The sequence below is a fragment of the Paenibacillus canaveralius genome (assembly GCF_047238265.1).
Lineage (GTDB): Bacteria > Bacillota > Bacilli > Paenibacillales > NBRC-103111 > Paenibacillus_F.
On sequence record NZ_JBDFMM010000001.1, the window covers coordinates 566662 to 579741 of the forward strand.

General features: G+C 55.4%; 11 protein-coding genes and 2 other annotated features. Of the genes, 9 read left to right on the forward strand and 2 right to left on the reverse strand.

The features are described from left to right. The first annotated feature begins 250 nt into the window (after window positions 1-250). Window positions 251-1201, forward strand: coding sequence for an ATP-dependent DNA ligase (locus tag ABC395_RS02510; RefSeq protein WP_413000474.1), 951 nt, complete (start codon window positions 251-253; stop codon window positions 1199-1201). A gap of 231 nt (window positions 1202-1432) precedes the next feature. Here the strand turns inward: ABC395_RS02510 and ku are convergent, their stop codons facing one another. Beyond that, window positions 1433-2296 carry a non-homologous end joining protein Ku gene (gene ku, locus ABC395_RS02515; protein WP_413000476.1) on the reverse strand — a complete coding sequence of 288 codons (864 nt, stop codon included), beginning with the start codon at window positions 2294-2296 and terminating at the stop codon, window positions 1433-1435. Between the two features lie 201 nt (window positions 2297-2497). On the opposite strand from ku, the gene ABC395_RS02520 reads away from it, so the two are divergent. The 6 genes from ABC395_RS02520 (at window position 2498) to tsaD (ending at window position 6971) form a co-directional block, all read left to right on the forward strand. Then, complete coding sequence (locus ABC395_RS02520) at window positions 2498-2695, forward strand: hypothetical protein (RefSeq protein ID WP_413000478.1); 198 nt, start codon at window positions 2498-2500, stop codon at window positions 2693-2695. Window positions 2696-2859: 164 nt separating this feature from the next. After that, window positions 2860-3891, forward strand: a complete 1032-nt coding sequence (thiL, locus tag ABC395_RS02525) for a thiamine-phosphate kinase (protein ID WP_413000480.1) — start codon at window positions 2860-2862, stop codon at window positions 3889-3891. 15 nt (window positions 3892-3906) lie between these two features. Further along, window positions 3907-4380 carry a tRNA (adenosine(37)-N6)-threonylcarbamoyltransferase complex ATPase subunit type 1 TsaE gene (tsaE, locus tag ABC395_RS02530; protein ID WP_413000482.1) on the forward strand — a complete coding sequence of 158 codons (474 nt, stop codon included), beginning with the start codon at window positions 3907-3909 and terminating at the stop codon, window positions 4378-4380. Next, a complete protein-coding gene (gene tsaB, locus ABC395_RS02535; protein WP_413000484.1) occupies window positions 4377-5375 on the forward strand; it encodes a tRNA (adenosine(37)-N6)-threonylcarbamoyltransferase complex dimerization subunit type 1 TsaB in 999 nt (332 codons plus the stop codon). The genes tsaE and tsaB overlap by 4 nt, the downstream gene beginning before the upstream one ends. Window positions 5376-5445: 70 nt before the next feature. Next, on the forward strand, window positions 5446-5889 hold the full coding sequence (gene rimI, locus ABC395_RS02540; protein WP_258042570.1) for a ribosomal protein S18-alanine N-acetyltransferase: 444 nt from the start codon (window positions 5446-5448) through the stop codon (window positions 5887-5889). 50 nt (window positions 5890-5939) lie between these two features. Further along, window positions 5940-6971, forward strand: a complete 1032-nt coding sequence (tsaD, locus tag ABC395_RS02545; RefSeq protein ID WP_413000486.1) for a tRNA (adenosine(37)-N6)-threonylcarbamoyltransferase complex transferase subunit TsaD — start codon at window positions 5940-5942, stop codon at window positions 6969-6971. Between the two features lie 179 nt (window positions 6972-7150). Here the strand turns inward: tsaD and ABC395_RS02550 are convergent, their stop codons facing one another. Next, complete coding sequence (locus ABC395_RS02550; protein WP_413000488.1) at window positions 7151-8107, reverse strand: macrolide 2'-phosphotransferase; 957 nt, start codon at window positions 8105-8107, stop codon at window positions 7151-7153. A 341-nt stretch (window positions 8108-8448) separates the two neighbouring features. Next, window positions 8449-8798, forward strand: a binding site (T-box leader). A 238-nt stretch (window positions 8799-9036) separates the two neighbouring features. Then, window positions 9037-9323: a binding site (T-box leader), on the forward strand. A 112-nt stretch (window positions 9324-9435) separates the two neighbouring features. Here ABC395_RS02550 and ABC395_RS02555 point away from each other — a divergent pair. Then, window positions 9436-10986 (forward strand): 2-isopropylmalate synthase, encoded by a 1551-nt coding sequence (locus ABC395_RS02555; protein ID WP_413000490.1) that lies wholly within the window; start codon window positions 9436-9438, stop codon window positions 10984-10986. Window positions 10987-11291: 305 nt separating this feature from the next. Further along, window positions 11292-13043: an alpha-glycosidase gene (locus ABC395_RS02560; protein ID WP_413000492.1), complete on the forward strand. Its 1752-nt coding sequence runs from the start codon at window positions 11292-11294 to the stop codon at window positions 13041-13043. Window positions 13044-13080: the final 37 nt, after the last annotated feature.

Genomic DNA, 13080 nt, shown 5'->3' on the forward strand with positions numbered 1-13080 from the left:
AAAGCAATGAACAAGAAGCTGCCTGACGGCTTTAAAATGTTTACCCATAAACAAAAATAAATATAGGTATTTTGGGAAAATAAGCTCATATTTAAATTGTATGTAAAGATAACTTTATAAGAATAGATGTTTATTTATATAAATTGAATATTTATCCAGTTAGTTCATGACGACTCGAACAGGCCGTGAAAAAACAGCCGGATAATGGGAATAATGTCGGGTAACCAACCTTTGCGGAAGAAGGCGCGTAATGAAACTGACACCCGTAATCCCCTTTGAACCGATAAGTTCAAGCAAGATGCCCGAAGGCGAAAATTGGATAACCCAAATTAAATGGGACGGCATACGTATGCTGCATTACTTCGATGGAACCGAAACCCGGTTGTTCAACCGCAAGATGAATGAGCGTACGCTGCAATATCCCGAACTGTTGGATACGCAAAAGTTTTGCCGTGCCGATTCCGTGATCCTTGACGGCGAAATCATTTGTTTGGATAATAACAAGCCGTCCTTTCATGAAGTGATGAGAAGAGAAAGCTTGAAGCAACGCGCCAAAATACAACTTGCCGTAAATCAGATTCCTGTAAGTTATATGGTGTTTGACATTCTTTATTTCAATGGGGAGTGGGTCACCGACCGCAGCCTGCGAGATCGTCAAAAACTGCTCCATAATGTGCTTGTTCCAAACGACCATGTACAAATCGTTCCAAATTTCACAGACGGTCATGCACTTTTTGAAGTTATGAAACAGCATCAAATGGAGGGAGTCGTTTATAAAGATCTTCAGAGCACGTATAGTTTAAACGGAAAGGACGGCCGCTGGAGGAAACATAAAATATTTGTGGACCTTTATGCGGTTGTCGGCGGGGTCACTTTTCGCGATCGGGTTGTGAATTCGTTACTGCTGGGCTTGTACGATGACGAAGGGAAAGAACTGACCTATATCGGCCATGCGGGGACAGGCAAATTAACGCGGAAAGACTGGATGGATATAACTGCTTTAGTGAATGAATCAGCTGTAGAGAATAGACCCTTTGTAAATGTACCTTTACGTCAAAAGGATGCCGTATGGATACGTCCGGCGCTTACTGTTAAGGTTGAGTTTTTGGAATTTACCCCTGCGAAAACAATGAGACATCCCAGCATTCAAGCTATTGTGGATGTCTCCCCCCAAAACTGTACGCTTTCTCAGCTACAATAACAAAATAAATGTACCGTATGGTCTAAAACCGAGGCAGCCGAATATCCAGGCGCTTCTTTCCACCCGCTTCAAATGAAGGTGCGTTCCTGCGGGGAAAAGCAAGCCTGCACAATAAAAACGAGCCCCGAATCGAATCGAGGCTCGTTTGCGTCCATATCCGGCCCGTATCAAAGCGGGCGAGGTGCCGAAGCGAAACCGGAGACAGCCGGAACCATCGGGTATGGCACCGGTTTAGGATACCGTTTCCTTCGCCTTCTCTTTCGTCTTGCGAGGTTTGGCCGCTTTCGGCTTCGCTTTGGCCTTGGCGTCCGACTTGTCGGCCGCAACGGGCTTGACCGCTTCGAGGCTCGCTTGAAGCGCGGACATGAGGTCGATCACGTTGGTACGTTTCTGCTCCGGAGCGACCTGGACTTCTTCGCCGGCGACTTTGTGCTGGATCGCTTCCATCAGCGCGCTGCGGTATTCGTCCTGGTATTTCTCGGGCTCGAACGGTGTAGACAACTGCTCGATCAGCATTTTAGCCATCGTGAGCTCCTTGTCGTTCACATTCGAAGCTTCCGGAAGATTGGGTACTTGGCTGATCGCGCGGATCTCGTCCGGGTAGAAAATCGTTTCCAGAGCGATGCAGTTATCGATAACCCGGACGGCGGCGAGACTGCTTTTGGAACGGATGGAAATGGTGGCGATCCCGATTTTACCGGTCTGCTTGATCGATTCGAGCAGCAGATTGTAAGCGTTGGCGCCTGTATCACCGGGAGAGAGATAGTAAGTTTTCTGAAAATAAATTGGGTCTATGTCTGTCAAATTGACAAAATCCAAAATTTTAATTTCTTTAGTCGCTTCACCGGAGATTTTCTCCAATTCTTCCTTCTCAAAAAGGACGAAGCGGCCGGGCTCGTATTCGTAGCCTTTCGTAATTTCTCCCCACTCCACTTCCGTGTCGCAGGTGGTGCATTTTCTCACATAAGAAAGAGGGGTTGTACAGCGTTTATGAATGTAACGCATGGAGATGTCTTTCTCTTCCGTAGCCGAGAACATTTTAACGGGAACGTGCACCAGACCGAAGCTGATGGCGCCTTTCCAGAGCGTATGCATGAGGGGAAACCTCCTAGGGCGCCCGCGTGGGCGGGCTTATTTGGTCAGATCCGCAGGACCGGGACCGGACGCCGGACGCTTTGCGGCCTGACTTCTTTTAGGATCAGTATGTCCAAAAAATTCGCCGGATATGAATGCTTTAGGCGGTTTTGTGCCACGCTAACCGGAGCCAGGTTTAATCCGGGAAGTGGAGGTGATGAAATGGGAGACGACAAGCGTGAGAAAGAACTCAAAGACAGCACCCATCAGGGCCGGGACGATTACTACATGGACATTGACCGGATGATCAATGAAGGGCTCGGCGGCGGCCAGGTTACGGTTCATAACGGTCTGATCGAGGAAACCACCACCGATACGATGGGCTATCCCGAATCCGTAACGGATCAAGGGGAAGAGTAAGGACGGCGCCTGCATGAAGAAATGTACATGCAGGCGCTTTTTTTGCGGCGCGGAGAAGGAGACGTAAGAGCGCCCGTGCCTTGCCGGAACCCGGATATCGCGGTTGCTAGAGGAAGGATAGAGGGCTATAATAGGAGGCAAACCAAACCGGAGGAGCGGCACCTATGCAGCATGATGAATTCGGCCTGATCCGCCTGCTGACGGGGGGCAGACAGCAGCGGGACGGGTTGCGTTCGCAGGGAGTGGTCGTCGGCATCGGTGACGATGCGGCCGTAGCCGCCTTGTCTCCCGGTATGCAGCTTGTCGCCTCCTGCGACACGATGACCGAAGGGATTCATTTTCTGCCCGTGACGATGCGCGACGAGGACATCGGCTTCAAGGCGATGGCTTCGAACATCAGCGACATGGCCGCGATGGGAGCGAAGGCGCGTTATGCGCTTGTCGCTCTGTCCCTGCCGAAGGACGCCGACACCGAGCAGATCCGGCGTATCTACGCGGGATTATACGAGTGCGCGGACTTGTTCGGCGTAGCCGTCATCGGCGGGGACACGACGTCCACGCGCGGCGGAATCGTGCTGACCGTCACGATTCTGGGCGAAGTCCCCGCGGGCCGGGCCCTGCTGCGCAGCGGCGCAAAGCCGGGCGACGCCGTCTTCGTGACGGGGCCGCTCGGCGGCTCGGCCGCGGGGCTGAACTACCTCCTGCACCGCGGCATAGACGCGGCGCAATGGGGCGAGCTGCCCGCCGAAGCGGCCGGGCTCGTCCGCGCCCACACCCGGCCTCTGCCGCAGGCTGCGGCCGGAGAGCTGCTTCAGCGCACGGGCTTGTGCCGCGCGCTGAACGACATCAGCGACGGGCTCGCGAGCGAAGCCGGCGAAATCGCCGAGGCTTCGGGAGTCGGGCTCCTCATCGCGGAAGAGAAGCTGCCGCTGGAGGAAGGGCTTCGCGCCTGCGCGGAGAAGCTTGCCGCCGACCCGCTGGAGTGGGTGCTGTACGGCGGCGAGGACTACCAGCTTCTCGGCACGGCCGCGGAAGCGGATCTGGCGGCCCTGCGCGACGCTTTCGCGGGCGAGGGCTTGCCTCTGCACGTCATCGGACGTGTGACGGGGGCCGATGAAGGAGTGCGGTTGCAGCGCCCGGACGGGTCGGTGCGGCCGCTGCCGAAGCGGGGCTACAATCACTTTGCTGCGAAATGAGAGGAAGCGACGGAAATGGCTTACCAATATAAAGCCGCAGACGAACGGGACACGGAAGCTTTGGCAGCCCAGCTTGCATCGCTTGCGGGTCCCGGCGCCGTAATCGCGCTGGACGGCGATCTTGGCGCGGGCAAAACGCGTTTTTCGCAGGCGGTGGCTAAATCGATCGGGGTGCAGGGCGTTGTGAATTCCCCGACTTTTACACTGATTAAAGAATACGAGGGACGAGAGTTCCCTCTCTATCATATGGATGTTTACCGGATTTCTTTGGAAGAAGCCGAAGATTTGGGGCTGGACGACTATTTCTACGGGGAAGGCCTGACTTTAATTGAATGGGCCAGTCTGGTGGAAGAGCTTTTGCCGCCGAACCGGCTTGAAATTTATATCGAGCACAGCGGAGGCGACGAGCGGGTGTTCCGCTTGAAACCGGCCGGGCAGCCTTACGAGAGCTGGTGCGCAAATTTGAAAGAGAACGGATGGTTGGTATGAGCAGCGAAAGCGGGAACAGGACGCGGGAGCGGGAAAAGGCGGCGGATTCTCCGCAGGCCGGAGACAGTGAGGAGCGGGACGGCAGCGGGTCCGTATATGACGGGAAAGGGTATGTGCTTGCGCTGGATACGTCCACGGCTTCGCTGGCCGTCGCCCTGCTTCGGGACGGCTGTTTGGCCGGCGAAAAGCACACCATCGTGGAGCGCAATCATTCCATTCACCTCATGCCTCATTTGCAGGAGCTGCTTGCGTCCCGCGGCATACAGCCGAAAGATCTTGCCGCAGTCGTGGCAGGCCAGGGGCCGGGATCTTATACCGGCGTACGGATCGCGGTAACCGCGGCGAAAACGTTCGCCTGGTCGCTGGGCATTCCGGCGGCGGCCGTTTCCAGTCTGGAGGCGCTGGCGTTTGGCGGGCGGACGGCTTTGCTCGCCGACGCGGCCGGAAGCGGTGCGGATGATGTCGTGCGCTGGTTCGTGCCCCTGATGAATGCCCGGCGCGGGCAGGCCTTTACCGCGGTTTATGCCTCAGTCGGGAATGAACCGGCCGCCGGGCTTTTGGGCTTGGAAGGGTCGAACGGCCGCTCGGAAACGGGTGGCAGATGGGCCCGGCTGCAGCCGGACGGCATCCGCCTCGTGGCGGATTTTGCAAGGCACATCGGGATCGCTGCGGGCGGAGTCGAAGTCTCCGGGACGACCGGGGTGCAATCCGCGGGTGATGCGGGTGCTTTTATCGTGCCTTCCGGATTTGCGAAACCCCAGGAGATCGTTTTCGTTGGAGAAACTTCCTTGTTCGAAGAGACGATCGGGCAGGCAGCGGCGGAACTGAACATCCCTGTGCGTGTACATCCCTATGATATGACGGCGGCCGAGGTGGGTCTGCTTGGCCTGGACCGGTTAAAACGCGGGGAAACGATCGACAAGTATACGTTCGTTCCGAATTATACCCAGCTTACGGAAGCTGAAGTGAATCTGATGGCTAAGGCCAAATCCTGACGGAAAGGGGAGGGGCTCTTTGGACGAACGAAGATGGGAGCAGCCTGTATCAACCCCGATTTTCCGTGTGATGAGGCTGGATGACATCCCGCACATTTGCGAAATTGAGCAGGAAGCCTTTACGACCCCCTGGTCGGCGGGAGCTTTTCACAACGAGCTGACGAGCAATCATTTTGCCCATTATACGGTGATGATGGTAGACGGCGTTATTGCGGGGTACGGGGGCATGTGGCTCATTATGGATGAGGCTCATGTGACCAACATCGCGATATCGAGCCGGTTCCGCGGCCGCAAGCTGGGCGTTTCGCTCGTTCACCAGCTTCAAGCCAAGGCAAGGTCGCTGGGAGCGGTCCGCATGACGCTGGAAGTCCGCGCGTCGAATTACGTGGCTCAGCGCCTCTACGATAAAATGGGCTTCCGGTACGTGGGCGTCCGCAAAGGCTATTATACCGACAATAACGAAGACGCGATCATTATGTGGGCGGATTTGCCCGACACGAATCAACCCGCCTGAGCGGCGGAAGCGTCCTGTTCGCATTCGATAAAAGGGAATGAAAAAACGTCATGAACACTACAAAGCCTGTGTACATACTGGCCATTGAAACAAGCTGCGACGAGACGTCCGCTGCCGTGATAGAGAACGGGACCGTTATCCGGTCCAACGTGGTTTCAAGCCAGATCGAAACCCACCGGCGCTTCGGCGGCGTCGTGCCCGAAATCGCATCCCGCCAGCATGTCGAGAGCATTACCTGGATTTTGCAGGAAGCGATCGATCAGGCGGGGCTTGCGATGAAAGACATGTCCGCTATTGCGGTCACCCAAGGGCCCGGTCTGGTCGGCTCTCTGCTTGTCGGCGTAGTGGCGGCTAAAACGCTGGCTTTCTCGCTCGGTCTGCCTCTGATCGGCGTGCATCATATCGCCGGGCATATTTATGCGAATCAGCTTGTCCACAAGCTGGAATATCCGCTGATTTCACTCGTCGTATCGGGCGGCCACACCGAGCTTGTGTATATGGAGAGCGAAGGAAGCTTCAAGATCATCGGACAGACGCGTGACGACGCGGCCGGCGAGGCTTACGACAAAGTGGCGCGCGCCTTGAAGCTGCCTTATCCGGGCGGTCCCCACATTGACCGCCTTGCCCAGGAAGCGGACGGGGAAATTCCGATGCCCCGTGCCTGGCTGGACGATTCGTACGATTTCAGCTTCAGCGGCTTGAAATCGGCGGTCCTTAACGTCCTTAACCAGTCGCGTATGCGCGGAGAAGAGCCCGTGGCGGCCCATGTCGCCAAAGGCTTCCAGTCCTCCGTTGTGGACGTGCTGGTGGAGAAGGCCGCACGGGCCGTGCGGGAATACGGCGCCAAGCAGCTTCTGCTGGCGGGAGGAGTGGCGGCTAACCGCGGACTCCGCGAAGGGCTGACAAAGCGCTGTGCGGAGCTTGGCGTGCCTCTGCTGCTGCCGCCTATGGACCTCTGCTCCGACAATGCCGCCATGATCGGCGCCGCCGCTTTCCTCAAATGGAACCGCGGGGATATCACGGGGCCGGAATTTAAGGCGGAGCCGGTGCTGAGCCTGGAGAAGTGGGGATACAGAGCTTAAAGCTTATTACGGATAGTTAAAACCAACCGGTTTTGTTTGGCCGGACTGACACAATAAAAAACAAAGACAGCCTCCGGGGCTGTCTTTGTTCATTAATCGGTCCTTTTGCCGGGCGTCTGCATCAAGTTAAGTAGTTATTCACAACCGGCAGAGACAGTATTCCGCGGACTGTTAAAGAATTAATCCGCCGACTTATGCACAGGGACTCCCAAGGCCTCGCGTGCCATATCTGCGTATTCCTCCAGCCCGGATTTAAGGGCGAACAAGCCGATGGTGACGGCATAGGAACCGAGCACTTCGGCGATGTGCTCCTTCATTCTCGGCCAGATGCGTCCGCCTGCTTTTTCGTATTCTTCCAGCAGACGGGACAGGGCTTCCTCCCCGAAAACGGCGGAATACAGGGCAAAGTCCGTGGCGGGGTCTCCGCACTCCGCTTCCGTCCAGTCCAGCAGTCCGCAAACCCGCTGGTTATCGTCGACAAGAATGTGGCCGGGATGCAGGTCGCCGTGGATCAGCGAGGTGTGCTGCGGCCAATAGGAAGCGTCCGCAAGCCAAGCCTGCCAACGCTGCCAAAGCTCGTCCGAAACGCCGTAGGCCTGCCGGACGACTTCCATACGTGCCGCAGTGACTGCTCTCAGGTCAACGGCTTCAACGGCCATAAGGCCCGCCACTCCGGCGGTACGGCCGTCTATCCGGTGCAGGGCGGCCATCGCTTCCGCAAGGGATCGGACGAATTCGGGGGAGAGCGCCCCGGGATCTATGTGCCACTTATAGGCTTTGGAAGCGGCATCCACGGTGGCTGCTGGCGTTCCGGACAGCCTGCGGTAGGCAATGAGGTCAGGCCGGTTGATATGCCAGGCGGGAACGGCTACGGGCAGCGAACGGCCTACAAGCTGCAGCACCTTAGCTTCGTAGGCGGCTGATTGTATGACGTCGGGCCTCCTCGGAATACGGAGTATCCAGGACGTGCCGTCTGTGGAGCGGGCGGCCGCCGCCAGAAAGTCCAGCCCGGAATCATTCAGTTCCACAGGCTGAGACAGGTCCAGTTCAAGATTGTATTTTGCCGCGAGCACACGGAATTGGTTGAGTTGCTCTTGCTTCGTTAACGGTGTCGATTTTTTTATGGAATCGTTCATAGGGATAGCTCCTCTTCATCTTTAATCAAGTAATCGAATCTTATGAAAGCATCCTTCGGGGCAGCACTAATAAGCCTGAACTCTCTTTTTTCAAAAAGAACAGGTACAATGTGTCCGTCCGCGTGCATTACCTGATCCGCATGAAGTGGATAACCATGTTAAACGCCCTCCTGACGAAATTAGGGAAACCCCGTTTCAACTTTATCATGGGGAAGAAACACCGGCAACGGGCGGGTTTTTCTTAAAAAATTTATTCCGCTTCTCTTAAAATTTCGAACATTTAGACATTTTGTATTGACTTTGCGTTTTCGCGCATATTATAATCACAACAAGTTCAAAACGTACACGCAACGAACGGGAAAAGTAAGGTCATTCATGTCGCACAGAGAGCTGCGGGTTGGTGCAACGCAGCGGGATGAACCCTGAACTCGCCCGGGAGCGGTAAAACTGAACAACGCCGGCAAAGCCCGTCCTGAATCTCGGCAGACAATGTCTACCGTTCGGGTCAGAAGTCTTCGAAGCATGCGGCGAAGTAAGTTTTAACGGCTGGCCCCCGTGATCGGGCAGCGATTGGAACGTCCCCGGTATCCGGATACCGGCCGACCCGGCTTCAATCGCATCGAGTGGATCCGTCTTGCGGCGGATCAATGAGAGTGGTAACGCGGAAGGGTAACGGCCTGTCGTCTCTTGTAATAGAGACGGCAGGTCTTTTTTGCATCCTTGGCAGAAGCCGAGCCGATGTGCAGACAGCATAGATAACCGACAGTGAGATAAATAGACATAACCGGGCAAGGCCCCGAACAACGGGTGATCATCGATGGAACACGCAAAGCAAGAAAATTGCGGACACACCGTGATCATCCCAAGCTTACCGAGCGGACATCCAGGCAGGAGCGGGTGTCCGGAGAAACAACGAAACTTGTATATCCATAAAGGCAATGAACAAGAGTAGTACGATCCGGTAACGGTACAGAGAGCTGCGGGTAGGTGCGACGCAGTCCGTAAGGGATGGGAACTCGCTTGGGAGCCGGAAGCCGAACGTTACGAATGCCGCATGTGCGGCGGTCGTCACCTAAGCTGTCCACGGTTGGCCTCCGTTAACGGGCGCGCAGCAGTGCAGGGTGATAAGCCGTTCGCATTTGCTGCCGTAAGCGGACTTTCCCGTGGGGAAGGTCAACAAGAGTGGTACCGCGCCGGCACAGCCGTCGTCTCTTTTCGGAGACGGCGGCTTTTTTGCGTGCTCAGGGCGGCTGAGGCGGACATGTCACAAAAACTCCGGTCCGGAGTTTTTAATAAACCCGAAACGGGTAATCAGGAGGATAACAAAAATGACTAAACGGCAAATTAAAATTTTTGACACGACTTTGAGAGACGGCGAGCAAGCACCGGGGTGTTCCTTATATCCGGAGGAAAAGGTCCGCATCGCGCGTCAGCTCGTGAAAATGGGCGTGGATACGATCGAGCCCGGTTTCCCGATCTCAAGTCCGGGCGATTTCGCCGCGGTGCAGCAAATTTCCCGCGAACTGCAGGGGGTGGAAATTTGCGGCTTCGCGCGTGCGGTCAAGATCGACATCGACGCGGCGGTGAAGGCGACTCAGGACGCCGCTTTACGGCGTATCCACATGTTTATCTCCTCGTCGGATATTCACCTGGCCTTCCAACTGCGTAAATCACGCGAGCAGGTGCTGGAAGAGGCGCGCCGGATGGTTGCCTACGCGAAGCAGTTCTGCGAGCGGATCGAATTTACGGCGATGGATTCGAGCCGTACGGGCCGGGAGTATTTGTACGAGATGGTGGAAGCGGTCATCGCCGAGGGCGCGACGATCATTAACCTGCCGGATACCGTCGGTTACGCGATGCCGGAAGATTACGGCAAAATGTTCTCCGACGTGCGCAAGCATGCGAGAGGCGCCGACAAGGTGGAATTCAGCACCCACTGCCACAACGACCTGGGCCTTGCGGTTGCGAACAGCCTGGCGGCCATCCGCAACGGAGCGAACTATGTGGAAGTATCCGTCAACGGCATCGGAGAGCGGGCGGGCAACTGTTCCCTGGAAGAGATCGTCATGGCGATCGAGACGCACAAAGACACGCTGAACATGGAAACCGGCATTGCGCTGGAGGAAATTTATAATACGTCGACGATGGTCAGCCGGATGATGAACATGCCGATCGCGTTCAACAAGCCGGTCGTCGGCCGCAACGCTTTCCAGCACGAGTCGGGCATCCATCAGGACGGATTGCTGAAGAACCGGAACACATACGAAATCATGGAACCTGAGAAGCTGGGAATTCCGCGTTCGATGATCATTCTGGGCAAGCATTCCGGACGTCACGCCCTTAAGCACCGGATCGGCCAGTACGGGGTCGACTTGGACGCTCAAGCCTTGGAGGACGTGTACGCCCGCTTCAAGGACATGGCCGACGAGCAGAAACACGTCACGGACGACGAGCTGCTGAGCCTGGTCGGCGACGCGGGTGCCTTCGCAGCGGAGCGCTTCTCGCTGGTACAGCTTCAAGTCGTCAGCTCCAGCGACCGCAGCCGCGTGGCATCGGCCACCATCCGCGATAACGAGAGCGGCGCGGAGGCCACCTGGTCGGGTACCGGCGACGGACCGATCGAAGCGATCGTCAACTGCATCCGCCAGGCGGTGCCGATGGATGTGACGTTTGCCGATCTGGAGCTGTACTCTTTATCGGCCAGCGAAAAAGCGACGGGCGAAGCGACCGTGACGGTCTCCTGCGGCACACAGACTTACAAAAGCTCCGGCTTGGATGTGGATATCCTGTTTGCGGCCGCCAAAGCGTTCCTCTCGGCCTGCAACCAGGCGGTACGGGCCAATCCGAATGCTTCACAAGGTGTATCCTTAATGGCTTAAATTATTAACAGGATGGGTGTGAAGAACTTATTCACACCCCCTGTGGATAATGTGTATAACTCTAAAAAATCCGTATTTTTCAGGCTTCCGCTTTTTCCTCCTTTTCCGTATAACTGTCGGATAACATTTTCAGTGAAAACTGTGGATAATGTGGATAAACCTGTTCATAAGTGCTTAAAGCGCCGAAAATCCGGCGCTTTTTTTAATTTTTTTTGTGGATGAAGGTGTGGATAAAAAACATGGTTCGTCAGGGGAGCAAAAAGTGTATATAAAAGGCAAAACTTATCCGCAGGGAGTGAGCCTGAATGAATAGAGAAGCCTTTTATCACGGGACGAGAAGCAACTGGGCTTATGCGTATGACAACAAAACGATTCACTTGAGAGTCCGTACACAAAGGGACGATGTGGAAAATGTGACGGTGATCGCCAGCGACAAATACGACTGGGACACCTTTTATCAGGAAATCTCTATGATTAAAACCGCTTCGGATTCCCTGTTCGATTATTGGGAGGCGGAAGTGGTGCCGAGTTACAAACGGTTGTCCTACTGCTTCAGGCTGAGTGCCGGAGACGAGCAGCTGTGGATGACGGAAACCGGAATTCACTCCGAACAGCCCTATCCGCCCGGAGGCTATTACGCGTTCCCGTATATTCATGAAATCGACCTGTTCAGTCCTCCTGCCTGGGCCAAGGATGCGATCTTTTATCAAATTTTCCCGGAGCGTTTCGCCAACGGAGACCCCGGAAACGACCCGGAAGGCGTGCAGCCGTGGGGCGGAAAGCCCGAGCGGGAGAACTTTTTCGGCGGAGATCTGCAGGGTGTGCTCGATCATCTCGATTATCTCGTGGATCTTGGCATCAATGCGATCTATTTCACGCCGGTGTTCAAGTCTCCCACGAATCACAAATACGATACGCTGGATTACACGCAGGTGGACCCGCATTTCGGCGACAACGCCCTGCTGAAGAAGGTGGTCGAGACCTGTCATGAGCGCGGAATCCGGGTCATGCTGGATGCGGTTTTCAACCATAGCGCGCTTGAGTTTCCCGCTTTTCAGGATGTGAAGGAGAAAGGGGAGGAGTCCGCTTTTGCCGACTGGTTCCATATCAATGAATATCCGGTCGCCGTAAAAGAAGGGATTCCGACTTACGACACGTTCGGTTTTTTCGAAGGCATGCCGAAGTTCAATACCGCCAACCCCGAAGTGAAAAAATATCTGCTCGACGTTGCCAAGTACTGGATCGAGGAGATCGGTATCGACGGCTGGCGGCTGGATGTCGCCGATGAAATCGACCACCGTTTCTGGAGGGAATTCAGGCAGGTGGTTAAGGCGGCCAATCCGGAAGCTTACATCGTCGGGGAGGTTTGGAACGATTCCCTGATGTGGCTGCTGGGCGATCAGTTCGACTCCGTCATGAACTATCCGTTCTCGGACAAAGTACTGGAATTCTTCTCGGGTCCGGGCATGGACGGGCACTCCTTCGCGAGCAGCATGGGCTTCCTGCTGATGCGGTATCCGAAACAGGCCAACGAGGTCGTCTTCAATCTGCTGTGCAGCCACGACACTCCGCGTGTTCTGACGAGAGTAGGCGGCGACAAAAGAAGACTGAAGCTGTGCGTAGTCTTCCTGATGACGTACATGGGGACGCCGTGTATTTTTTACGGGGATGAAGTGGGAATTCAGGGAGAAGGCGATCCGGATTGCCGCCAGTGCATGGAATGGCATCCCGATATGCAGGACCGCGAGCTGCTGGACTTCTACAAGCTGCTGATCCATCTGCGGAAGGAAAACCGGGCGCTCCGGGAAGGCAGCTTCCGGTTTCTGAAAGCGGATCACGGCGATCCCTGCATCATTTACGAGCGGATCGACGCCTATACGCATTTCACGATCTGGATGAACAATACCGAGGAACGGATTACGCTGCAGCATCCGATGGTGGCCGAAGATTGGCGGGATGCGCTGTCGCAGGAAGAGGTCAAACCGGTGGACGGCGTGATGCATATCGAGCTGGAGGAGCTTGGGTATAGAATTTTATATAGAACGTTAAAAAAATAGTCGAACGCTGTCGATATAGTTCCTATCTAACTATTTG